The sequence below is a fragment of the Kitasatospora sp. NBC_01300 genome, assembly GCF_041435235.1.
Classification (GTDB): Bacteria; Actinomycetota; Actinomycetes; order Streptomycetales; family Streptomycetaceae; genus Kitasatospora.
Window position 1 is genome coordinate 683,386 of sequence record NZ_CP108409.1, and the last position, 23,339, is coordinate 706,724.

Genomic DNA, 23,339 nt, shown 5'->3' on the forward strand with positions numbered 1-23,339 from the left:
GTGTCAGCCGCGCCCGGCGGTGGATGACCGGACGTGGAGCTCCCAGGCGTGGGTGCGTACCACGCCCGGTTCCGCCGCGCCCGACAGCAGGTCGCTGAGCAGGGCCGCGCATTCGCGGCCGTACTCCGCCGCGCGCAGGTCCACCGCCGTCACCTGCGGGCTCGACCCGCGGGCCGCGGCGCCGTCGACGCAGGCGGCCACCAGCACCTCGGATCCGGCCCGCAGGCCTGCCCGGGCCACGGCTGCCAGCACGCCGGGCACCGCGCCGTCGGGGGCGCAGACCACGGCGTCCAGGCCCGGGGTGCCGGCGAGCAGGTCCGTGGTGGCGGCCTCGGCCTCGGTCGGCGTGGCCGCGAACGGGACGGTTCGCACGACGACCTCGACGCCGTGGCGCCCGGTCCAGGAGGCGGCGGCGGCCCGCAGGGCGGCCGCCCAGTCGGATCCCGGGCCGGGGGCCAGCAGCGCCGGGCGGCGGGCGCCGCGCTGCGCGAGGTGGTCCAGCAGGGCGGCGAGCGAGGTGGCGTTGTCGCACACCACCGATCCGCTGGGCGCCGCCCCGCCGCCGAGGTAGCGCTCCCCGGTGACCACGGGCACGCCTGCGGCCAGCAGGCCGGGCACGGCCGGGTCGTCGACCTCCGGATCGATGACCATCAGCCCGTCGACCCGGGCGGCCAACCCGCCCTCCGCCGCCTTCCCGGGGGCGAGCAGCACCACGTCGAGGCCGTCCTCGCGGGCCCGCTCGACGGCGCCGAACGCCAGCTTCATGTAGTAGTCGAGGCGGGTCGCCGTGCGCGGCAGGTACAGGCCCACCGCCCCGGTGCTGGAGCGGCGCAGGCTGCGCGCCGCCGAGTTCGGCCGGTAGCCGAGCTCCCGGGCCGCGGCCTGGACGCGTTCGCGCGTCGCCTCGGCCACCCGGCCGGATCCGAGGAGGGCGTCGGAGGCGGTGCTCTTGGACACCCCGGCCGCCCGGGCCACGTCGAACAGGGTCACGGATCGGCTGGTCACAGCCCGGAAGTCTAGACGCAGAACCGGTGGCCACCCGTCGTCCGGGCGCCTGCGATGCTGCCCGCATCCTCTTGCCGGAACGTTCCGGCAGAGCTTAGGGTCACCCGTGCCGGAACGTTCCGGCACGGGTTCGGCACGGCTTCCGCCGCTGCTCCCGACACCACGACCCGAGATGACCCGAGGACCCGCCATGCGCCTGATCACCGCCCTCAACCCGCCCGCGTCCCCGGCCCGCACCCGGGCACCCCGGCGCGCCGCCCTGCGGGTCGCCCTCGTCCAGCAGCGCTGGCACGCGGACCCCGAGCAGCACCGGGCCGGCCTGCTGGAGGGAATCCGCCTCGCCGCCGAGCAGGGCGCCGCCCTCGTCGCCCTCCAGGAGCTCACGCTCTCCCCGTACTTCGCCGTGCTGCGCCAGTCCGACCACCCGCAGGCCGTCGAGCCCGAGGACCTGCGCACCGGCCCGACCTTCGCGTTCGCCGCGGCCGCCGCCCGCGAGCACGGCCTCCACGTGCACGCCTCGCTCTTCGAGAAGGCCGACGGGCCGGACGGCCCCGACGGCCTCGGCTACAACACCGCGATCCTCGTCGCCCCCGACGGCACCCTGGTGCAGCGCACCCGCAAGCTGCACATCCCCGTGACCGAGGGCTACTACGAGGACACCTGGTTCCGCCAGGGCCCGGCCGGCGAGGACGCCTTCCCCCTCGCCGCGGTGGGCGACGCCGCCGTCGGACTGCCGACCTGCTGGGACCAGTGGTTCCCCGAACTCGCCCGCGCCTACTCCCTCGCCGGCGCCGACGTCCTCGTCTACCCGACCGCCATCGGCTCCGAGCCGGGCCACCCCGGCTTCGACACCCAGCCGCTGTGGCAGCAGGTCATCACCGGCAACGCCATCGCCAACGCCACCTTCATGGTCGTCCCCAACCGCATCGGCACCGAGGGCGAACTCACCTTCTACGGAAGCTCGTTCATCGTCGACCCGTACGGCCGCGTGCTCGCCCGGGCGCCGCGCGACGAGGCCGCCGTGCTGGTCGCCGACCTCGACCTCGACCAGCGCCACGACTGGCTCGAACTCTTCCCCTTCAACACCACCCGCCGCCCCGACGCCTACGCGCCCCTGACCGCCCAGCGCTGACGCCCCCCGGCCTCCCCGGCCCGGTTCCGACCGGGAAACGGGGAGGCCCGGCTGCATCGCCGGCCACCCGGCCGGCCCCCGACAGGACACCGGCACGTGCTCCCCGCGCGGTCACCGCCGGGTTCTCGCCACCGAGCCGCTCCCGGTTCAGGCACTCCTCGGCAGGGTCTCGTCGAGGAGACGGGCGACGCCCTGGTCACGGAGCCGGTAGCGCACCACGCGCCCGTCCCGCTCGGCCGAGACCACCCCGGAGGCCCTCAGGAGGCGGAGGGCCTGGGAGACGGCGGTCGGGCTGATGCCGCAGGCGCCGGCGAGGTCGGACACCGGGATCGGCCCGGCGGCGTGCATCGCCGCCAGCAGGGCCAGCCTGCCGGGCTCGGCCAGCAGCGCGAACCGCTCGGCGACAGCGCGCAGTTGGTCACGGTCGGCCACCGCGGCGACGGCCGCCTGAACCGCTCGGGCATCGATTGCCTCGGGCATGTGCTGCCCTTCCCCCTCGTCACGGCTTTGTCAGCACTTTGCGTTATTGCAACATATGCGCAACTGCGCAGCCTTGTCGACTGACTGTCCGAGCCCCTACGGTGTTCCCCGCCGTGGTGTTCGGGAAGTCCGGTGACAGCTCCTCAGGGGCCGAATCCGGCGCGGCCCTCGCCACTGTGAACGGGAAGTGCCCCCGGCGCGCCCGCAGCCACTGCGGGCAGTCACCGGTGCCGTACGGCGCACGGGAAGACGAGCCGCGGGGTGCGCTCAGCCCTGCCCGGACGCGGGCAGAACTGTCCATCCCCCAGCCAGGAGACCGGCCACGGCGCGCACGACTCCCCCGACCTCACCGGGGGTGCCCCCATCGAGGAGCTGGAGAGGCCGCCCGTCATGACCCTCACCGACGACACCCCGTCATCCGCCCTGCCCCTGCCTCCGCGCTGGCGGCGCCAGGACACCGTCCGCACCGCCAGTCTGCTCGGCGTCATCCTCGCCATGCACGTGGTCGCTTTCGGCATGCTGTTCCTGCTCGTCGCGCCCAACCACTACACGATCGGGAACCAGGCCTTCGGCGTCGGCCTCGGCATCACCGCCTACACCCTCGGCATGCGACACGCCTTCGACGCCGACCACATCGCCGCCATCGACAACACCACCCGCAAGCTGATGGCCGACGGCCAGCGCCCGGTCTCGGTCGGCTTCTGGTTCGCCCTCGGCCACTCCAGCATCGTCATGGCGATGGCCGCCCTGGTCGCGGGCGGCGCCCAGATCGCCGGCACCCTGGTCGACGACAAGTCCACCGCCCACCAGTGGCTCGGCGTCATCGGCACCAGCGTCTCCGGCACCTTCCTCTACCTCATCGCCGCGCTCAACCTGATCGCCCTGGCCGGCATCTACAAGGTCTACAAGGCCATGCGGGCCGGCCAGTTCGACGAGAAGCAGTTGGAGAAGCACCTCGACGAGCGCGGCTTCATGAACCGCATCCTCGGCAAGCTCACCAAGTCCATCCGCCGCCCCGGCCAGATGTACCCGGTCGGCGTGCTCTTCGGCCTCGGCTTCGACACCGCCACCGAGGTCGCCCTGATGGTCATGGCCGGCTCCGGGGCCGCCTCCGGCCTGCCCTGGTACGCCATCATCTGCCTGCCGCTGCTCTTCGCCTGCGGCATGAGCCTGTTCGACACCCTCGACGGCACCTTCATGAACTTCGCCTACCACTGGGCGTTCTCCAACCCGGTCCGCAAGGTCTACTACAACCTCACCATCACCGGCCTGTCCATCGCCGTCGCCTTCGTCATCGGCACCATCGAACTGGTCGGCGTGCTGCACGAGAAGCTCGACCTCACCGACCCCGTCACCGGCTGGATCGCCGACATCAGCCTCGACAACGTCGGCTACATCCTCGTCGGCATGTTCGTCGTCGTCTGGGCCTGCGCACTCGCCTACTGGCGCTTCAGCAACGTCGAGCAGCGCTGGGCCACCCGCGTCGAGAAGACCGGCTGACCCGCCCGCCCGGGCCGGCTCCCCCTTCGACCAGGAACGGGGTCGGCCGCGTCCGCCCCGTCCTGCGCCCTTCGTGGCCCGACCACCGTCGGGGCCACGAAGGGCGTTCGCGTTCCTGTCGTGGTCAGAGGGCCAGGGCGGGGCGGTGGTGGTCGAGCCACAGCGCGAGGTCGACGACCCGCTCCAGGCGGAGCCGGTGGCCCCACGGCAACTGCTCGGCCGGCGTGTCGAGGGCGGCCCCGACGACCGTCTCGTCGGCGATGTCCCGGACGTGCGGTGCGTCCAGCGCCTCGCGGGCCAGCCGTTGCAGGCCCGCGTTGTAGTCGGGGTGGTGGGTGGCCGGGTAGTGGTTCTTCGGCCGCCACAGCACCGAGTCGGGGGCGATGCCCCGGCCGAGGTCGCGCAGCAGGCTCTTCTCCCGGCCGTCGTGGTTCTTCATCGCCCAGGGGGTGTTGAAGGCGTACTCGACGAGGCGGTGGTCGCAGTAGGGCACGCGCACCTCCAGGCCCTGGGCCATGGAGAGGCGGTCCTTGCGGTGCAGGAGTTGGCGCAGCCAGCGGGTGAGCGAGAGGTGCTGCATCTCGCGCAGGCGGTGTTCGGCGGCGCTCTCGGAGTCGAGGCGGGGGACGGCGGCCACGGCGGTGCGGTAGGTGTCGGCGCGGAACTCGGGGATGCGCAGCCGGGCGGCGAGGTCGGGGTGGAGCGGCATCGCGGCCTGGTCCCCGGTGACCAGGAGCCAGGGGAAGGCGCGAGCGGCGAGTGCCTTCGGGTTGTGGAACCACGGGTAGCCTCCGAAGACCTCGTCGGCGGCCTCGCCGGAGAGGGCGACGGTGGAGTGCTTGCGGATCTCCCCGAACAGCAGGTAGAGCGAGGTGTCCATGTCGCCGACGCCGATCGGCGAGTCCCGGGCGGCGACCACGGCACGCCGGTTGTCCGGGTCGAGCAGGGCGCGGGGATCGAGGACGACGGTGGAGTGCTCGGTGCCGATGAACGCGCCGGCCTCGGCGGCGAAGGGGGTGTCGTGGCCGGTGCGCAGCACGTCGCCGGTGAACCGTTCGGCCTGGTCGCTGTAGTCGACGGCGTAGGAGCGCAGGGTGGCCTGCGGCCCTTCGCGGAGCCGGAGTTCGTCGGCGATCAGGGCGGTGACGACGGTGGAGTCGAGGCCGCCCGAGAGCAGGCTGCACAGCGGGACGTCGGCCTCCAGCTGGGTGCGGGCGGCGCGGTCGACCAGGCCGCCGATCAGCTCGGTGGTGGTCTGCGGGTCGTCGGTGTGCGGGCGGGCGGCCAGTTCCCAGTAGCGCCGTTCGCGGATGCCGTCGCGGTCGAGGACGAGCAGGCTGCCGGGGTGCACCTCGCGGACGCCCACCCAGACGGTGGGGCCGGTGTTGAACAGGAGGCTGTAGGCCTCGCGCAGGCCGTCGGCGTCCACGGTGGGGGTCACCTCGGGGTGGGCGAACAGGGCCTTGGGTTCGGAGCCGAAGGCGAGGCCGCCGTCGGTTTCGGCCCAGAACAGCGGCTTGACCCCGAGCCGGTCGCGGACCAGCAGCAGGCGCTGCTCGCGGTCGTCCCAGACGGCGAAGGCGTACATGCCCTCCAGGTGATCGACCAGGGCGTCCCCCCACTCCTGGTAGGCGCGCAGGACCACCTCGGTGTCGCTGCGGGTCTCGAACCGGTGGCCCTTGGCGGCGAGTTCGGATCTCAGCCGGTGGTGGTTGTAGACCTCGCCGCTGTAGGTGAGCACCACCTGCGGGTGGTCGGGGCGGTCGGTCATGGGCTGGGTGCCGCCCTCGATGTCGATGACGGCGAGGCGGCGGTGGCCGAGCGCGGCGTGGCGGCCGAGCCAGATCCCGCCGGCGTCGGGTCCGCGCCGGGCCATGGTGTCGGTCATCGCCCGGATGACGGAGGCGGCGCCGTGGCCGATGTCCTGGTGGAAGGACTGGTGGAAGGACACCCAGCCGGTGATCCCGCACATGCTCGCGCTCCTGGGGTGAAGGGGTGTGCTCTGCCGGACGCTGTCGGCGACGGCGCCCGGCACAGGAGTCGGGCCGGACGTCCGGGAAGTTCCGGGCAGCCGGGTGATTTCCGAAGCCCGCCGAGCGCGAGCCGCTGGGCGTCGGGCCAAGGACGGCCAGGCCGGTACACCGGCCGGCGGCCTTCAGTTCCGGGGGTCGGGCAGCGCGGGGTAGGGGATGAAGGTGCTGGTGTGCTCGTCGAGCGCGAGCGGCCGGCCGATGGCGGGCGCGGCGCGCTGGGGGCACGCCGGGCGTTCGCACACCTTGCAGCCGAGCCCGATCGGGGTGGCGGCCGTCCGGTCGCCCAGGTCCAGTCCCGCCGAGTACACGAGCCGTGCGGCGTGGCGGAGTTCGCAGCCGAGGCCGATGGCGAAGGTCTTGCCGGGGCGGCCCCAGCCGCCGGGTGAGCGGGTGACGGCGCGGGCGGTCCAGAGGTAGCGCCGGCCGTCGGGCATGGCGGCGACCTGGACATGGACGCGGCCGGGGGCGGCGAAGGATTCGTAGACGTTCCACAGCGGGCAGGTGCCGCCGGTGCGGGAGAAGTGGAAGTCGGTCGCGGACTGGCGCTTGGAGACGTTGCCGGCCCGGTCGACCCGGACGAAGGAGAACGGCACGCCGCGCAGCCGGGGCCGCTGGAGGGTGCTGAGCCGGTGGCAGACCGTCTCGTAGCCGACGCCGAAGTGGTCGGCGAGGTGCTCGATGTCGTAGCGCGCCGATTCGGCCTCGGCGTGGAAGGCGGCGTACGGCAGCACGAGGGCGGCGGCGAAGTAGTTGGCCAGGCCGATCCGGGTGAGCGACCAGGCGGTGGAGCCTTCCGGGCTGTCCTGGGCCGCGAGTTCGGACAGCAGCGGATCGTGTTCCAGGTAGGCGAGCTGGGTGGCCATCCGGAAGGCCTGCTGGCCCGGGCGCAGCCGGTCCGACAGCCTCAGGACCCTGCTGCGCGGGTCGTACCGGTGCAGGTGCTCGCCTCCGGCGACGGTCCGTACGCCGTGGCCGGAGGCGAGCCGGTCGGCCAGCACCGCCCTGACCTCGCCGCGCCGCAGGCCGATGGCGGCCGCCAACTCCTCCGCTGCGGTGTCGAGTTCGTGGAGGTAGTTCTGGCGGCGGTAGAAGAACTCGCGGACCTGTTCGTGCGGGGTGAGGGTGTCGGGCGCCGGGCCGCGGTCCCCGGCGAGGACGGCGAGCTGCTCGGTGACCGCCCGTCGGCTGCGACCGAGGTCCATGAGCAGCCGCGCCACGGCGGGCAGGCGCGCGGCGACCTCGTCGAGGTCCCCGGCGGTGACCCGTCCGGCCGCGAGCTCCTCGCCGAGCGCGTCGCGCAGTTCGGCGGTGAGCCGGGCGCTTTCGGGCGGGGCGAAGTACCCGGCCTCGACGCCGAAGGCCTCGGTGAGGCGCAGCAGGACGGGCACGGTGAGCGGGCGGGCGTCGTGCTCCAGCTGGTTGAGGTAGCTGGGTGAGAGGTCGATCAGCCGGGCGAGGGCGGCCTGGCTGAGTCCGCGCTCCTCGCGCAGGCGGCGCAGCCGGGCGCCGGCGAAGGCCTTTCCCATCGTGTCGTTCTCCCCCACTGCGCGCATCGGCCGATCCGGTGCGGGAAGCCTAGCCGCACTGCGGGGCGCCAAGTCGTCGCAACCTTCGCAGATTTGCCGAGGGCCGTTCGCAGAAGTTGGCAGTGGTCCACCGGTGACGGCGGCTTCGCGGGGTGCCAGAGTCGGTGGTGCGGCCGGGAGGTGCGCAGGACAGCGGCGAAACACCAGGTCGGTCGCGGCCGGGCAGGTTGTCCGGGCATCCACGTCCTGCGGTGTCACGCCGCCGCCCGGCACCGCCCGGCCGCCCACTCGCCCTTGCGGTGAGGTACCTCACAACCTTCGCAACGAGCACCCTGGGGAGCAGACCCATGACTCAGTCGGTCCGGCAGCAGCAGGCGGCGGCGCTGGCCGCCCGGTGGGCGTCCGACCCGCGGTGGGCGGGCATCGAGCGCACGTACTCGGCGGCCGAGGTCGTGCGGCTGTCCGGCACCGTCCGCGAGGAGCACACGCTGGCCCGCCGGGGCGCCGAGCGCCTGTGGCGGCAGTTGCACGAGCAGGACTACGTGCACGCCCTCGGGGCGCTGACGGGTGGTCAGGCCGTGCAGATGGTGAGGGCCGGGCTGCAGGCGATCTACCTGTCCGGGTGGCAGGTCGCGGCGGACGCCAACCAGGCCGGCCAGACCTATCCGGACCAGAGCCTCTACCCGGCCAACTCCGTTCCCCAGGTGGTGCGTCGGATCAACAACGCGCTGCTGCGGGCCGACGAGATCGACGCGGCGGAGGGGACGGACGGCGGGCCGGACTGGCTGGTGCCGATCGTCGCCGACGCGGAGGCCGGCTTCGGCGGTCCGCTGAACGCCTTCGAGCTCACCAAGGGCATGATCGCGGCCGGCGCGGCGGGCATCCACTACGAGGACCAGCTCGCCTCCGAGAAGAAGTGCGGGCACCTGGGCGGCAAGGTGCTCGTGCCCACCGCCCAGCACGTCCGCACCCTCAACTCCGCCCGCCTGGCCGCCGACATCGCCGACGTGCCGACCCTGATCGTGGCCCGCACGGACGCGCTCGCCGCCAACCTGCTGACCAGCGACGTCGACGAGCGCGACGCCCGGTTCTGCACCGGCGAGCGCACCGCCGAGGGCTTCTACCGGGTCGAGCCGGGCATGGCCCCGGTGATCTCGCGCGGCCTCGCGTTCGCCCCGTACGCGGACCTGATCTGGGTGGAGACCGGCACCCCCGACCTCGCCCAGGCCCGGGAGTTCGCCGAGGCGCTCAAGGCCGAGTACCCGGACAAGATGCTCGCCTACAACTGCTCGCCGTCCTTCAACTGGAAGGCGGCCCTGGACGACGACCAGATCGCCAAGTTCCAGCGGGAGTTGGGCGCGATGGGCTACCGCTTCCAGTTCATCACGCTGGCCGGATTCCACGCGCTGAACCACTCGATGTTCCAGCTCGCCCGCGGCTACGCCGAGCACGGGATGACGGCCTACGTCGACCTCCAGGAGGCCGAGTTCGCGGCCGTGCCGCAGGGCTACACCGCGGTGAAGCACCAGCGCGAGGTCGGCACCGGGTACTTCGACCTGGTCTCCACCGCGCTCAACCCGAACGCCGAGACGCTGGCGCTGACCGGCTCCACCGAGGCCGAGCAGTTCCACTGAGCCGTCCCCGGCGCACTGAGCCCACCCCGGCGGCCTCTGGGGAGAGACCGCCCTTCACCCCGCCGCCCGGGCCTCGTTGAGGGACGAGGCCCGGGCGCCCTCCCACCCGCCACCTGGAGAACCGGATGAGCCAGCCCAGCCGCATCGACGTCCTCGGCGAGCACGAGGACCGCTTCGAGGAGATCCTCACCCCCGCCGCCCTGGACTTCGTGGCGCGCCTGCACGGGGCCTTCGCCGGCCGCCGCGCCGAACTCCTCGCCGAGCGCCGCCGCCGCGCGACGGCGCTCGCCGCCGGAGGCACCCTGGACTTCCTGCCCGAGACCCGCGCCGTCCGCGAGGACCCGACCTGGCGGGTCGCCGGCGCCGGCCCCGGCCTGGCGGACCGCCGGGTGGAGATCACCGGCCCGCCCGAGCGCCGGATGGCCGTCAACGCGCTCAACTCCGGCGCCAAGGTGTGGCTGGCGGACTTCGAGGACGCCACCTCCCCCACCTGGCACAACCTGCTCTCCGGCCAGCTGAACCTGCTCGACGCGATCGAGCGCCGGATCGACGACACCACCCCGGAGGGCAAGCGGTACCGGATCGGTGACACGCCCGCCACCATCGTCGTGCGCCCGCGCGGCTGGCACCTCGACGAGCACCACCTGCTGATCGACGGCCGCCCGGCGATCGGCGCCCTGGTCGACTTCGGCCTCCACCTCTTCCACTGCGGCCGGCGGCAGATCGAGCGCGGCAGCGGCCCGTACTTCTACCTGCCCAAGCTGGAGAACCACCTCGAAGCCCGGCTGTGGAACGACGTCTTCACCCTCGCCCAGCACGAGTTGGGCATCCCGCACGGAACGATCCGCGCCACCGTGCTGATCGAGACCATCACCGCCGCGTTCGAGATGGACGAGATCCTGTACGAGCTGCGCGAGCACGCGGCCGGCCTCAACGCCGGGCACTGGGACTACCTGTTCAGCCTGATCAAGAACTTCGCCACGCACGGCCCCCGCTACGTCCTGCCCGACCGCGCCACCCTCACCATGACCCAGCCCTTCCTGCGCGCCTACACCGACCTGCTGGTGCGCACCTGCCACCGCCGCGGCGCCCACGCCATCGGCGGCATGGCCGCCGCCATCCCGCAGCGCGACCCCGCCGCCAACGAGGCGGCCCTGGCCAAGGTCCGCGCCGACAAGGAGCGCGAGGCCGGCGACGGCTTCGACGGCTCCTGGGTCGCCCACCCCGGCCTCGTCGCCACCTGCCGGGCCGCCTTCGACACCGTCCTCGACGGCCGCCCGCACCAGCTCGACCGCACCCGCGAGGACGTCGAGGTCACCGCCGCCGACCTGCTCGGCGTGCACAGGCTGTCCGTCGGCCTGCCGACCGAACAGGGCCTGCGCTCCAACGTCGCCGTCGCCCTGCGCTACCTGACGGCCTGGCTCGGCGGCTCCGGGGCCGTCGCCGTCTTCGGCCTGATGGAGGACGTCGCCACCGCCGAGATCGCCCGCTGCCAGATCTGGCAGTGGCAGCACCACTGCTCCCGGCTGACTGGCGGATCGCTCGCCACCCCCGACCTCGTACGGCGGCTGATCGACCGCGAACGCGCCGCCCTGCTCGCCGAGGGCGCCGACCCGGCGCTGGTGGACGACGCCGTACGGATCCTGGAGGAGACCGCCCTCGGTGCCGAACTGCCCGCCTTCCTCACCACCGAGGCCTACGCCCGCCACCTCGTGCGGATCCGCACCGCGGCCTGAGCCGCCCGACCACGGAGGCAGCACCCCATGAACGACATCCGCCGCGTAGCGGTCGTCGGCGCCGGACAGATGGGCTCCGGCATCGCCGAGGTCTTCGCCCGCGCCGGCCTGGACACCGTCGTCTGCGAGGCCGGCCGGGCCGCCCTGCGCGCCGCCCGCAGCCGGATCGACCGCTCCCTGCACCGCGCCGTCGACCGCGGCCGGATCAACGAGCAGCAGCGCACGGACGCCTGGGCCCACCTGCTGTTCGCCGACGACCTGGAAGCGCTCGCCGACCGCCAACTCGTCGTCGAGGCCGTCGTCGAGGCCGAACGGGTCAAGACCGAGGTGCTCAGCACCCTGGACAAGGTGCTCGTCGCCGACGACGCCGTCCTGGCCACCAACACCTCCGCCATCCCGGTCACCCGCCTCGGCATCACCACCGACCGCGCCTCCCACGTCCTCGGCCTGCACTTCTTCAACCCCGCCCCCGTCATGCCGCTCGTCGAACTGGTCGCCTCGCTGCACACCGCCCCGACCGTCCTCGACCGGGTGGAGGCCTTCACCCGGGACACCCTCGGCAAGCACGTCATCCGCTCCCGCGACCGGGCCGGCTTCGTCGTCAACGCCCTGCTGGTGCCCTACCTGCTCTCCGCCGTCCGGATGGCCGAGGCCGGCCACGCCAGCCCGGCGGACATCGACGCCGGCATGGTCCACGGCTGCGCCCACCCCATGGGCCCGCTCCAACTCGCCGACCTCATCGGCCTGGACACCGTGCAGGCCATCGCCGAGTCCATGTACGAGGAGTACAAGGAACCGCTCTACGCGCTGCCGCCCCTACTCTCCCGCATGGTCGAGGCGGGCCTGCTCGGCCGCAAGAGCGGGCGCGGGTTCCACGCACACCCCTCGGCCTGACGGCCCCGCGGCACCCGCTACGCCCACCGCCCCGGAGAACGCGCCACCCGCGCGCTCACCGGGGCGCTGTGCTGTCCCGGGGCACCGCGGGGAGCCCGGCGGTTCGCAGGTTTCGCAGCTTCACAGGAATCCGCCGTACGGATTCCACCGGTTGGCATGCTGGATCATCGGCCGTCCGACCAGCAGGCTCGATCACGCAAGCCCCCAGAGTCGTCACACACTCCCGAGGAGTCCCGTGATCGAGCACCACGTCCGCGTCCACCCCAGTGCCGACCGGCTGCCGCGTGAGGAGCAGCTCGCCTGGAAGCTGGCCGCCGTCGCGACCGGCACCGAGGAGCTGGACCCGGCCGGCGCGAGCATGGCCGTCAACCGGGTGATCGACAACGCGGCGGTGGCCGTCGCGTCGCTGCTGCGCCGGCCCGTGGCGGTGGCCCGCTCCCAGGCGCTCGCCCACCGCGGCGCGCCGGGCGCCCGGGTGTTCGGCAGCCCGACCCGGGTCTCGCCGGAGTGGGCGGCCTGGGCCAACGGCACGGCGGTGCGCGAGCTGGACTTCCACGACACCTACCTCGCCGCCGACTACTCGCACCCCGGCGACAACATCCCGCCGCTGCTGGCCGCCGCCCAGCACACCGGCCGCAGCGGGGCCGACCTGCTGCGCGGCATCGTCGCCGCCTACGAGGTCCACGTCGCACTGGTGCGGGGCATCTGCCTGCACGCCCACCGGATCGACCACGTCGCGCACCTGAGCGCGGCCACCGCCTGCGGGCTCGGCGCGCTGCTGCGGCTGCCGACCGAGACGGTGTACCAGGCGGTGCAGCAGGCCGTGCACACCACGACGGCCACCCGGCAGTCCCGCAAGGGCGAGATCTCCAGCTGGAAGGCCTTCGCCCCCGCCTTCGCCGACAAGGCCGCGATCGAGGCGGTGGACCGGGCGATGCGCGGCGAGACCTCCCCGTCCCCCGTCTACGAGGGCGAGGACGGCTTCCTCGCTTGGATGCTCGACGGCCCGCAGTCCGACTACACCGTGCGGCTGCCCGCGCCCGGCGAGCCGAGGCGGGCGATCCTGGACACCTACACCAAGGAGCACTCCGCCGAGTACCAGGCCCAGGCGATCATCGACCTGGCCCGGCGGCTGCGCGAGAAGGCCGGACCGCTGGGCGGTGTCCGCTCGGTCGTCCTGCACACCAGCCACCACACCCACCACGTCATCGGCTCCGGCTCGGGCGACCCGCAGAAGTACGACCCGACCGCGAGCCGGGAGACCCTCGACCACTCGATCCCGTACATCCTCGCCGTCGCCCTGGAGGACGGCGCCTGGCACCACGAGCGCTCCTACGCCCCCGAGCGGGCCCGGCGCCCCGAAACCGTGACGCTCTGGCAGAAGATCACCACGGTCGAGGACCCAGAGTGGACCGCCCGCTACCACGACCCCGACCCGCAGCGCCGGGCCTTCGGCGGCCGCGTGGTGATCACCCTGGACGACGGCACGGTGATCGAGGACGAGCTCGGCGTCGCCGACGCCCACCCCGCCGGCGCCCGCCCCTTCGACCGCCCCGCCTACCAGCGGAAGTTCCGCACCCTGGCCGAGGGCGTCGTCTCCCCCGCCGACCAGGACCGCTTCCTGGCAGCCGCCTCCGACCTCGCCGAGCTGAAGGCCGCAGACCTGGACGAGCTCTTCCCCGCCGTCGACACCGAGGCCGTGCGCGCGTTCGACGCACTCCTCCCGAAGGGCCTGTTCTGATGCTGCACACCCGCACCACCCCCGCCCAGCGCCGCCGCGCCCTGCGCGAACGCCTCGCCACCGGGCGGCTGTTGACGATGCCCGGCGCGCTCAACCCGCTCTCCGCCCGGCTCATCCAGGACCTCGGCTTCGAAGCCGCCTACCTCTCCGGCGCCGTCCTCGCCGCCGACCTCGGCCTGCCCGACATCGGCCTCACCACCGCCACCGAGGTCGCCGCCCGCGCCCAGCAGACCACCCGGGCCACCGACCTGCCCGTCCTGATCGACGCCGACACCGGCTTCGGCGAACCCATGAACGCCGCCCGCACCGTCCAGCTGATGGAGGACGCCGGCCTCGCCGGCCTGCACCTGGAGGACCAGGTCAACCCCAAGCGCTGCGGCCACCTCGACGGCAAGGCCGTCGTCCCCCGCGAGGACATGACCCGCCGCCTGCGGGCCGCCGTCGACGCCCGCCGCGACCCCGACTTCCTGCTGATGGCCCGCACCGACGCCCGCTCCGTCGAAGGACTGCGCGCCGCGATCGACCGGGCCAAGGCCTACGTCGACGCCGGAGCAGACGCGATCTTCCCCGAAGCCCTCGCCGACGAGGCCGAGTTCGAGGCCTTCCGCAAGGCCGTCGACGTCCCCCTGCTCGCCAACATAACCGAGTTCGGCAAGTCCCCGCTGCTCGACGCCCGCACCCTCCAGGACCTCGGGTACGAGATCGCGCTCTACCCCGTCACCCTGCTGCGCCTGGCCATGGGCGCGGTGGAGGACGGCCTGCGCACCCTCGCCGCCGAGGGCACCCAGGAGTCGCTGCTGCCGCGCATGCAGCCGCGCTCCCGGCTGTACGAACTCCTCGGCTACGAGCAGTACGCGGCCTTCGACTCGGCCGTCTTCGACTTCACCCTCCCACCCGGCGCCTGACCCCGCATCGGAGACCAGCCATGCCCACCACCGCACCCGGGATCCACCGCGGCCTCGCCGGTGTCGTCGTCGACACCACCGGGATCTCCACCGTCATCCAGGAGACCAACTCCCTCACCTATCGCGGCTACCCCGTCCAGGAGCTCGCCGCCCGGCGATTGCCTGGGGTCCTTCTGCCCGGTCGGACGTGACATGGCGCGTGCTTCCTCTCTCAGACCCGGTTGCTTCGGATCGCGGCCTCGACCCGGACGGCGTCGGCCGTGTCGCGGACCTCGTGCACCCGCACCGCCCAGGCGCCCTGCGCGGCGGCCAGGACGCTGGCCGCCGCGGTGGCCGCGTCGCGTTCCCGGGCCGGACGGGCCTCGCCCGTGTGCGGGTCGGCCAGCAGCTCGCCCAGGAAGCGCTTGCGCGAGGCCGCCACCAGGAGCGGGCGGCCCAGTACCCGCCAGGCGTCGAGCGACGCCAGCAGCGCCCAGTCGTCCTGCCGGCGTTTGGCGAAGCCGAGGCCCGGATCCACGATGACCTGGGAGGGGTCGACCCCGGCCGACACCACCGCGTCCATCTGCCGTGCGACCTCACGGATCACCTCGGCCGCGACGTCCTCGTACGCGGCCAGCTCGTCCATGTGCGCGGACTGCCCGCGCCAGTGCATGACGACGAAGGGCACTTTGGCCCTGGCCGCGGCGCGGGCCATGCCCGCGTCGGCCCGGCCCCCGCTGACGTCGTTGATGATCCGGGCGCCGGCCTCCACCGCCTCTTCGGCGACCCGGGCCCGCATCGTGTCGATGCTGACCAGGACGCCCTTGTCGGTGAGCGAGCGCACCACCGGCAGGACCCGGCGCAGCTCCTCCTCCTCGGACACCCTGGCCGCTCCCGGCCGGGTCGACTCCCCGCCGACGTCCACGATGTCCGCGCCCTGCTCGGCCAGCAGCAGTCCACGGTCCACCGCGCGCCCCGGATCCAGCCAGCGGCCGCCGTCCGAGAACGAGTCAGGGGTCACGTTGACGACTCCCATCACCGCGCACCGATCCCATCCGGGCAGTCCCGACAATATCTGCGAAGGTCTTTTCATGCCCCCATTGTGCCGCCCGCCCCACCCGTCCCCCAACTCACACCTCCGAGAGAATTCGTATCACAGAGTGGACACCTGAGGACTACCGACAGCCCGGCTGGTTAACCTCCTGCCATGACACTCGGAATTCCCTCCACGCGCACGGATCGGGCGACCTCCGTCCGCGAACTCCTCGCGACCGGCAGGCTTTCCTATTCCTTCGAATTCATGCCGCCCCGGAGCGCCGAGGCGGAGGTCGGACTGTGGAACGCGATCCGGCGCCTGGAAGCGCTGTCCCCCACCTTCGTCTCGGTGACCTACGGCGCCGGCGGGTCCACGCGGGAGCGGACGGTGAACGTCACCGGCCGCATCGCGCAGGAGACGACCCTCACGCCGACCGCCCACCTGACCGCGGTCGGCCACAGCGTCGCCGAGCTGCGGAACATCCTCGGCCACTACGCCGACCAGGGCGTTCGCAACATCCTGGCGCTGCGCGGCGACCCGCCGGGCGATCCGCTGGGCACCTGGCACCGCCACCCCGACGGGGTGGAGTACGCCGCCGACCTGGTGCGGCTGATCAAGGAGTCCGGCGACTTCTGCGTCGGTGTGGCCGCCTTCCCGGACCTGCACCCGAGGTCCCCCGACTGGGATTTCGAGATCAGGCACTTCATCGAGAAGTGCCGGGCCGGAGCCGACTACGCCATCACCCAGATGTTCTTCGACGTGGACAGCTACCTCCGTTTCCGGGATCGACTGGAATCGGCCGACTGCACCGTTCCGGTCATTCCGGAGATCATGCCCGTGACCAGCATCCGGTCGCTTCGGAGGATTCCGACACTGACCACCGCCGCCATTCCCGGCGAGCTTTCCGAAAGCATGCTGAAGCAGCAGGACAACCCGAAGGCCGTCCGGGCTATCGGTATCGATCACGCCACCGGAATGTGCCGCCGCCTGCTCTCCGAGGGAGTTCCCGGGCTGCATTTCATGACCATGAATTTCTCCACGGTGACGACGGAGATCTACCAGAACCTCGGGCTTCCCGGGTCCGGGTGAAACCGGCCGGGCCGCCGTCGGGGCAGCCGCCCCGGCCGGGCGCCGCACAGGATGCGGTGCCCGGCCGGGGCGCGTCACCGGCGGGTCAGCCGGCGAGCTCCGCGCGCAGGTGGCGGGCGGCGCCGACGAGGCTGTCGAGCGAGGCGCGGGTCTCCGTCCAACCGCGGGTCTTCAGGCCGCAGTCGGGGTTGACCCACAGCCGCTCGGCGGGGATGGCCGCGAGGCCCGCGCGCAGCAGCTCCACGGCCTCCTCGGTGCTCGGGACGCGCGGGGAGTGGATGTCCCAGACGCCCGGGCCGACCTCGCGCGGGTAGCCGGCCCCGGCGAGTTCGCCGGCGACCTCCATGTGCGAGCGGGTGGCCTCCAGCGAGATGACGTCCGCGTCGAGCTCGTCGATCGCCGTCATGATCGCGCCGAACTCGGCGTAGCACATGTGGGTGTGGACCTGGGTGTCGGCGCGGACGCCCGAGGTGGCCAGGCGGAAGGACTCGGTGGCCCACTCCAGGTACGCCGGGCGGTCGGCGGCGCGCAGCGGCAGGGTCTCGCGCAGGGCCGGCTCGTCGACCTGGACGACGGCCGCGCCGGCGGCCTCCAGGTCGGTGACCTCGTCGCGCAGGGCGAGGGCGACCTGGCGGGCGGTGTCGCCGAGCGGCTGGTCGTCGCGGACGAAGGACCAGGCGAGCATCGTGACGGGGCCGGTGAGCATGCCCTTGACCGGGCGGTCGGTGAGGCCCTGCGCGTAGCCGAACCAGTCGACGGTCATCGGGTGCGGGCGGGAGATGTCCCCGGCCAGGACCGGCGGGCGCACGTACCGGGTGCCGTAGGACTGCACCCAGCCGTGCCGGGTGGCGAGGTAGCCGGTGAGCTGTTCGGCGAAGTACTGGACCATGTCGTTGCGCTCGGGCTCGCCGTGCACCAGGACGTCCAGTCCGGCCTTCTCCTGGAAGGCGATGACCTCCCGGACCTCGGTCTCCATCCGCTCCCGGTAGGCCGCCGCGTCGATCCGGCCCGCCGTGAGGTCGGCCCGCGCGACCCGCAGTTCGGAGGTCTGCGGGAACGAGCCGATGGTGGTGGTCGGCAGCAGCGGCAGGCCGAGCCGGGCGCGCTGGGCCTCGGCCCGCTGCGGGTAGGCCTGGGCGCGGCGGGTGTCGTCGGCGGTGACGGCGGCGGTGCGGGCGCGCACCGCCGGGTCGTGGGTGATCGGGGAGTTGGCGCGCGAGGCGAGGTCGGCGCGGTTGGCGGCGAGGTCGGCGGCGATCGCCCCCGTGCCCTCGCGCAGGCCCCGGGCCAGCAGCGCCACCTCCCTGGCCTTCTGCTTGGCGAAGGCGAGCCAGCGCAGGATCTGCGGGTCGACGTCGCGTTCGGCGGCGGCGTCCAGCGGCACGTGCAGCAGGGAGCAGGACGGGGCGACGTCGACCCGCTCGGCCAGGCCCAGCAGGGTCGCCAGGGTGGCCAGCGACTTCTCCAGGTCGTTGATCCAGATGTTGCGGCCGTCGACCACCCCGGCGACCAGCCGCTTGCCGGGCAGCCCGCCGACGGCGGCCAGATCGTCCAGGTTCGCCGCGGCGGGCCCCGTGAAGTCCAGTGCCAGGCCCTCGACCGGGGCCTTGGCCAGCACCGGCAGGGCCTCGCCCAGGCGGTCGAAGTAGCTCGCGACCAACAGCTTCGGACGGTCCGCCAGGCCGCCCAGCTCACGGTAGGCGCGGGCGGCGGTGTTCAGCTCGGCCGGGGTGCGGTCCTGCACCAGCGCGGGCTCGTCCAGCTGCACCCACTCGGCGCCGGCCGCCTTCAGGTCCGCCAGCAGCTGCGCGTAGACGGGCAGCAGCCGGTCCAGCAGGGTGATCGGCTGGAAGTCCTCGGCGACACCGGGGGCGGGCTTGGCGAGCAGCAGGTAGGTGAGGGGGCCGACGAGCACGGGGCGTGCGGTGTGGCCGAGCGCCAGCGCCTCCCGGAACTCCCCGACGGCCTTGGCCGGGTCCGCGGTGAAGACGGTGTCCGGGCCGAGTTCGGGCACCAGGTAGTGGTAGTTGGTGTCGAACCACTTGGTCATCTCCAGCGGCGCGACCTCCTGGGTGCCGCGCGCCATGGCGAAGTAGCCGTCCAGCGCGTCCGCCTCGACGGCCGCCCGGTGGCGGGCCGGGATCGCGCCGACGGCGACCGTGGTGTCCAGTACGTGGTCGTAGAACGAGAAGTCGCCGGTGGGCACTTCCAGGACCCCGGCCCGGGCGAGCTGCGCCCAGTTCTCCCGGCGCAGGCCGACCGCCGTCTCCCGCAGGGCGTCGGCGGTGACCGTGCCCTTCCAGTAGCCCTCGATGGCCTTCTTCAGCTCCCGGCCCTGGCCCTGCCGGGGGTAGCCGTACACGGTGGCCCTGGTTGCCGCGGCTGCGGACTTCGTGGTCAAGGGACTCTCCTTCGCGAGTCTGGCTCCTCAAGCACCCGGGGACGGGACGAGGACGCGAAGGGATGACGAACCGGACGGCGGCTCACGTCGATGCGCGTGCCGGACCCGCCTGGTATGGTCGCCGACCCGCCCACGAGGTCACCGGGATATCCGCACGCGGAACGGTCCGCGGGCGGGCAACGGGCAGGTCTTCGGACTCGTGGGCGCACCGGGCCTGTCGGCGTCCGGTACCTACTGGCCATCGCTTCCCAGACCCGTCCCGGGTCCAGTGCGTATGACGGCGGTCGTTCCCACTCACCGCTGCGGGGCAGTCCCGGATTCCCACCGGGTTCCCTCTTGCGACGTCCTGCCTGGCGGGCAGGACGAACCAGCTGCGTCGCCAGCTTAGGGGCAAACCGCCGGGGCCGACGCGGAATTCACGGAAGCCGTCCGCATGGTGAGACTCCCTCGCCGCTCGCGGAGCCGACGGCGGTGCCGTTCGCGGTGCCGTTCGCGGCGGCTCGTCGACCGTCCGGGGCGTCCGGGGCTTCGAAGCGCACCGTGGGCTCGAAGTTGGCGCGGCGGGCCGCGCGGCGGAAGACGGTGAGAACGGCCGGGCCGACGACGAGCACGGCGGTGAAGGTGGTGACGGCCCGGCCGGTGTCCCAGCCGAGCGAGGTGGCGAGGTCGAAGAGCAGGTAGCGGTGCCACTGCTCGGTGAAGGGCAGGCCGGGCAGGTAGGCGATGGAACTGTTCGGGTCGGTGGAGAACGGCCAGAAGGAGAGGTTGAGGAGGAAGCCGAAGAGGTATCCGGAGAACGCCCCGTACGCGGCCAGCATCGCCACCTCCCAGCGCCGCCGCCGGGTCCTCGGCAGGAGCCCGGCGAGCATGCCGACGAACGCGCAGCCGAACATCTGGTACGGCATCCAGGGCCCGACGCCGCCGGTGAGCAGCGCGGAGGCGAACAGCGAGGTGCAGCCGAGGGTGAAGCCGAAGCCCGGGCCGAAGACCCGGCCGGCCAGGACGAGGATGAAGAAGACCGTCTCCACCCCGGCGGTGCCGGCGCCGAGCGGGCGCAGCCCGGCGTTGACGGCGGACAGGACGCCGAGCATGGCGAGGGCCTTGGCGTCGATGCCGCCGGCCGCGATCTCGGCGATGACGACGGCGAGCACCAGGACCAGGAGGGCGCCGAAGATCAGCGGCGGGGCGTAGGAGGAGCCGAACTTTCCGGGGGCGACGACGAACGGCCAGGTGAAGGCGATCAGGCCGATGAAGGCGGCCAGGGCCGCGACGACGCGGGCCCGGCCGGGGATCCGGACGGCGCTCACCGGGCGGCCTCGGCGGGTTCCAGGGCCTCGGCCACCTGCCGGGTGGTCAGGTAGGGCAGCGGGGCGAGGATCTTGGCGGTCTGGGGGGCGAAGGTGGGCGAGGCGACGATGACCTCGGCGGTGGGGCCGTCGGCGACGATCTCGCCCTCGGCCATCACCACCACCCGGTCGGCCGCGGCGGCGACGAACTCGACGTCGTGGGTGGAGACGACGACCGTACGGCCTTCGGCGGCGAGGGCGTCGACGATGCCGGTGAGCGCTTCCTTCGCGTGGTAGTCGAGCCCTCGGGTGGGTTCGTCCAGCAGCACCACCCTTGGCGCGGCGGCCAGTTGGATCGCCAGGACCAGGGCCAGCTTCTGGCCCTCGGAGAGGTCCCGGGGGTGGGTGCCGTCGGGGATCCCGGGGGCGAGTCGGTCGAGGATCTGCCGCGCGGTCGGGCCTGCGGCGGTCGGGCCGGCGGCGGTCGGGCCGGCTGAGGTCAGGCCGGCCGCGCTTCGGGCCTCCAGGTCGCTCTGGGCGAGTTCCTGGGCGACCGTCTCCAGGTACAGCAGGTCGGTCGGGGTCTGCGGGACGAGCCCGACGAGCTGCCGGGCCCTGGTCGCGGAGAGCCGTTTGGGGTCCGTGGCCCGCCCGCCGTCGGCTCCGAGCACCTGCACGCTGCCGCCCTGCCGGGGGCCGGAGCCCTGGAGCGCCCACAGGAGCGAGGACTTGCCCGAGCCGTTGCGCCCCATCAGCGCCGTGACCTCGCCGGCCCGCAGCTCCAGCCCGACCTCCCGGACGGCGGTCACCGGCCCGTACCGGACGACCACCCCCCGGGCGTCCAGCACCCGCTCCCCCGCCACCGCTGCCCGGCGCGGCGGAGGAACGGGCACGTCGTTCAGCCGCTCCCGCAGCGGGGCGGCGGCACGCCGGGCGTCCCGGACGGAGAGCGGCAACGGCCGCCACCCGACCAGCCGCCCGAGGCCGACGACGGGCGGCGCGATCGCGGTGTGCCGGAAGACCTCGGCGGGCGGCCCGTGCACGACCGTGCCGTCGCCGGGCAGGTAGGCGACGCGGTCGGCGTACTGGACGACCCGCTCCAGGCGGTGTTCGGCGAGCAGGACGGTGACGCCGAGGTCGTGGACCAGGCGGGTGATGGCCGCGAGCACCTCCTCGGCGGCGGTCGGGTCGAGCGCCGAGGTCGGTTCGTCCAGGACCAGGACGCGGGGGTGCGCGGTGAGCACCGAGCCGATGGCGACGCGCTGTTGCTGGCCGCCGGAGAGCTCGTGCAGGGCGCGGTGGCGCAGGTCCGCGAGGCCGAGCAGGTCGAGGGTCTCCTCGACGCGCTTGCGCATCACCTCCGGCGGGACGGCCAACTGCTCCATGACGTAGGCCAGTTCCTCCTCCACCGTGTCGGTGGTGAAGCCGGCCAGCGGGTCCTGCCCCACCACGCCCACCACGTCGGCCAGTTCGCGCGGCGGGTGGTGCGCGGTGTCCCGGCCGTCCACGGTGACCCTGCCGCCCAGGGTGCCGCCGGTGAAGTGCGGCACGAGGCCGTTGACGGCGCCGAGCAGGGTCGACTTGCCGACGCCGGTGCGGCCGACCACCAGGCAGAGTTCGCCCTCCGGGATGTGCAGGTCGACGTCGCGCAGGACGGGGGTGGTCCCGCCGTCGTACACCACGCCGACCTGGTCGAATCGGATCACGTGCTCACCTCGGGGGTCGTGCGGTCGGTGCTGGTGGCGCGAGTGCTGGCGGCGGGCTCCGGGGTGCGTCCGGGCCCCGGGGTACGTCCGGGCGGCGGCGCGATGACCCCGGCGGCGCCGGCCAGCAGCAGGGCGAGCACCGGGACGAGCGGAAGGCTCGGCCAACTGAGCGGGTAGAGCGATGGGTTGAGGTCGGTGGCGGCATAGCCGACGGTGGCGAACAGCAGGACGGCGGCGGTCACCCCGCAGCCCGCGACGCCCCACTCGGCGGCCCGCCAGCGGTCCGGCCGGTAGGTGGTGCGCCGTACGCGCCGGCCGCCGAGGATCAGCCCCGCCACGCAGAGCAGGGCGCCCGCGAGGAAGGCGGGAAGCCCCAGGGCGGCGGGGGCGGTTCCGTCCAGGAGCCCGTACACCCCGGCGCACAGGCCGCACATGCCGAGCAGCATCAGGGCGCCGGTGACGCGGCGGGAGCGGCGGCTCGCGGTGCCGGAGCGGCCGTACCCGCGCGAGTCCATCGCGGCGGCCAGGTGCAGCGAACGCTCCAGCGCGTCCTCCAGCACCGGGACGACGATGCTGCGCAGCGCGCGGATGCCCTTCCGCTGCCCGGCGCGCAACCGCCGTGCCCGGGCGACGCGTTGGACGCTCTGCACCAGCTGCGGGGCGACGCTGAGCGACACCGTCACGGCGACGCCCAGCTCGTACAGGGCGCCGGGCAGGACGCGCAGGGCGCGCTTGGGGTTGGCGAGGGTGTTGGCGGCGCCGATGCAGCAGATCAGGCAGGCCAGGCGCAGCCCGTCGAAGGCGGCGGAGAGGGTCGCCTCCAGGGAGACCGGCCCGCCGATCTGGATGCCCGCGTACCAGGCGGGGGTGGGCAGGTGCGGGAGCGAGAAGAGCAGGTGGTCGTGCGGGGTGATGCCGGTGGCGAAGACGCACCGGAACACCACCCGGATCGCCACCACGGTCAGGGCCAGCCACAGGTAGTAGGTGAACCCGCGCGCCCACGGGGCCTCGGTCCGGCGGGCGGTGACCACGTAGCCGAGCACGGCCAGGACGAGCAGGAGCAGCAGCGGGTTGGTGGTGCGGCTGGCCGCCGTCGCCAGGGCCAGCGCCCAGGTCCACCAGGCCAGCGGGTGCAGGTTCCGGGGGCTGCGCCGGCTCCCGGCGTCGCGTCCGGGGGTGGGCTTCGGCTTCGGGGTGGGCTTCGGCTTCGGGGTGGGCTTCGGCTTCGGGGGGCCGGCGGCGTGCTGGTCGGGCAT

The 23,339-nt window shown here is 73.5% G+C and carries 17 protein-coding genes, 1 pseudogene and 2 riboswitches; of the genes and pseudogenes, 9 read left to right on the plus strand and 9 right to left on the minus strand.

Features of this window, described 5'->3' with window-relative positions; genetic code table 11:
- Positions 1-3 precede the first annotated feature (3 nt).
- On the minus strand, positions 4-1,005 hold the full coding sequence (locus OG556_RS36665) for a LacI family DNA-binding transcriptional regulator (RefSeq protein ID WP_331744163.1): 1,002 nt from the start codon (positions 1,003-1,005) through the stop codon (positions 4-6).
- Between the two features lie 190 nt (positions 1,006-1,195).
- Here OG556_RS36665 and OG556_RS36670 point away from each other — a divergent pair, with 190 nt between their 5' ends.
- Positions 1,196-2,137, plus strand: a complete 942-nt coding sequence (locus tag OG556_RS36670) for a nitrilase-related carbon-nitrogen hydrolase (RefSeq protein WP_331745412.1) — start codon at positions 1,196-1,198, stop codon at positions 2,135-2,137.
- Between the two features lie 147 nt (positions 2,138-2,284).
- Here the strand turns inward: OG556_RS36670 and OG556_RS36675 are convergent, their stop codons facing one another.
- Positions 2,285-2,617 carry a metalloregulator ArsR/SmtB family transcription factor gene (locus OG556_RS36675; protein WP_331744165.1) on the minus strand — a complete coding sequence of 111 codons (333 nt, stop codon included), beginning with the start codon at positions 2,615-2,617 and terminating at the stop codon, positions 2,285-2,287.
- A gap of 97 nt (positions 2,618-2,714) precedes the next feature.
- Positions 2,715-2,957, plus strand: a riboswitch (cobalamin riboswitch).
- Positions 2,958-3,007: 50 nt separating this feature from the next.
- On the opposite strand from OG556_RS36675, the gene OG556_RS36680 reads away from it, so the two are divergent.
- On the plus strand, positions 3,008-4,117 hold the full coding sequence (locus OG556_RS36680) for a HoxN/HupN/NixA family nickel/cobalt transporter (RefSeq protein ID WP_331744167.1): 1,110 nt from the start codon (positions 3,008-3,010) through the stop codon (positions 4,115-4,117).
- Between the two features lie 124 nt (positions 4,118-4,241).
- Here the strand turns inward: OG556_RS36680 and asnB are convergent, their stop codons facing one another.
- Both asnB and OG556_RS36690 read right to left on the minus strand, forming a co-directional pair.
- Complete coding sequence (gene asnB, locus OG556_RS36685; RefSeq protein WP_331744169.1) at positions 4,242-6,089, minus strand: asparagine synthase (glutamine-hydrolyzing); 1,848 nt, start codon at positions 6,087-6,089, stop codon at positions 4,242-4,244.
- Positions 6,090-6,272: 183 nt separating this feature from the next.
- On the minus strand, positions 6,273-7,676 hold the full coding sequence (locus OG556_RS36690; protein WP_331745414.1) for a short-chain fatty acyl-CoA regulator family protein: 1,404 nt from the start codon (positions 7,674-7,676) through the stop codon (positions 6,273-6,275).
- A gap of 347 nt (positions 7,677-8,023) precedes the next feature.
- Here OG556_RS36690 and aceA point away from each other — a divergent pair, with 347 nt between their 5' ends.
- From aceA to OG556_RS36720, 6 genes and pseudogenes are all read left to right on the plus strand, one after another.
- Entirely contained in the window at positions 8,024-9,310 is a 1,287-nt protein-coding gene (gene aceA / locus OG556_RS36695; RefSeq protein ID WP_331744172.1) for an isocitrate lyase, read from the plus strand.
- 125 nt (positions 9,311-9,435) lie between these two features.
- A complete protein-coding gene (gene aceB, locus OG556_RS36700; protein WP_331744175.1) occupies positions 9,436-11,046 on the plus strand; it encodes a malate synthase A in 1,611 nt (536 codons plus the stop codon).
- Between the two features lie 27 nt (positions 11,047-11,073).
- Positions 11,074-11,940: a 3-hydroxybutyryl-CoA dehydrogenase gene (locus OG556_RS36705; RefSeq protein ID WP_331744178.1), complete on the plus strand. Its 867-nt coding sequence runs from the start codon at positions 11,074-11,076 to the stop codon at positions 11,938-11,940.
- 235 nt (positions 11,941-12,175) lie between these two features.
- Positions 12,176-13,681, plus strand: a complete 1,506-nt coding sequence (locus OG556_RS36710) for an MmgE/PrpD family protein (RefSeq protein ID WP_331744180.1) — start codon at positions 12,176-12,178, stop codon at positions 13,679-13,681.
- The gene (gene prpB, locus OG556_RS36715) at positions 13,681-14,586 is read left to right on the plus strand and encodes a methylisocitrate lyase (protein ID WP_331744183.1); all 906 of its coding nucleotides are present in this window, start codon (positions 13,681-13,683) and stop codon (positions 14,584-14,586) included. The genes OG556_RS36710 and prpB overlap by 1 nt, the downstream gene beginning before the upstream one ends.
- Positions 14,587-14,606: 20 nt before the next feature.
- Positions 14,607-14,744: pseudogene (locus OG556_RS36720) on the plus strand (bifunctional 2-methylcitrate synthase/citrate synthase); the annotation flags it as partial.
- 53 nt (positions 14,745-14,797) lie between these two features.
- Here OG556_RS36720 and folP read toward each other — a convergent pair.
- On the minus strand, positions 14,798-15,658 hold the full coding sequence (gene folP, locus OG556_RS36725) for a dihydropteroate synthase (protein ID WP_331744186.1): 861 nt from the start codon (positions 15,656-15,658) through the stop codon (positions 14,798-14,800).
- Between the two features lie 114 nt (positions 15,659-15,772).
- Between folP and metF the strand changes: the two genes are divergently transcribed.
- Positions 15,773-16,690 (plus strand): methylenetetrahydrofolate reductase [NAD(P)H], encoded by a 918-nt coding sequence (gene metF, locus OG556_RS36730; protein ID WP_331744189.1) that lies wholly within the window; start codon positions 15,773-15,775, stop codon positions 16,688-16,690.
- An 85-nt stretch (positions 16,691-16,775) separates the two neighbouring features.
- Here the strand turns inward: metF and metE are convergent, their stop codons facing one another.
- From metE to OG556_RS36750, 4 genes are all read right to left on the minus strand, one after another.
- Complete coding sequence (metE, locus tag OG556_RS36735) at positions 16,776-19,091, minus strand: 5-methyltetrahydropteroyltriglutamate--homocysteine S-methyltransferase (RefSeq protein ID WP_331744193.1); 2,316 nt, start codon at positions 19,089-19,091, stop codon at positions 16,776-16,778.
- A 164-nt stretch (positions 19,092-19,255) separates the two neighbouring features.
- Positions 19,256-19,478, minus strand: a riboswitch (cobalamin riboswitch).
- Between the two features lie 29 nt (positions 19,479-19,507).
- The gene (locus tag OG556_RS36740) at positions 19,508-20,398 is read right to left on the minus strand and encodes an ECF transporter S component (protein ID WP_331744196.1); all 891 of its coding nucleotides are present in this window, start codon (positions 20,396-20,398) and stop codon (positions 19,508-19,510) included.
- Positions 20,395-22,083 carry an ATP-binding cassette domain-containing protein gene (locus OG556_RS36745; RefSeq protein WP_331744199.1) on the minus strand — a complete coding sequence of 563 codons (1,689 nt, stop codon included), beginning with the start codon at positions 22,081-22,083 and terminating at the stop codon, positions 20,395-20,397. Before OG556_RS36745 ends, OG556_RS36740 begins: the two co-directional genes overlap by 4 nt.
- Positions 22,080-23,339, minus strand: coding sequence for a CbiQ family ECF transporter T component (locus OG556_RS36750; RefSeq protein WP_331744202.1), 1,260 nt, complete (start codon positions 23,337-23,339; stop codon positions 22,080-22,082). Before OG556_RS36750 ends, OG556_RS36745 begins: the two co-directional genes overlap by 4 nt.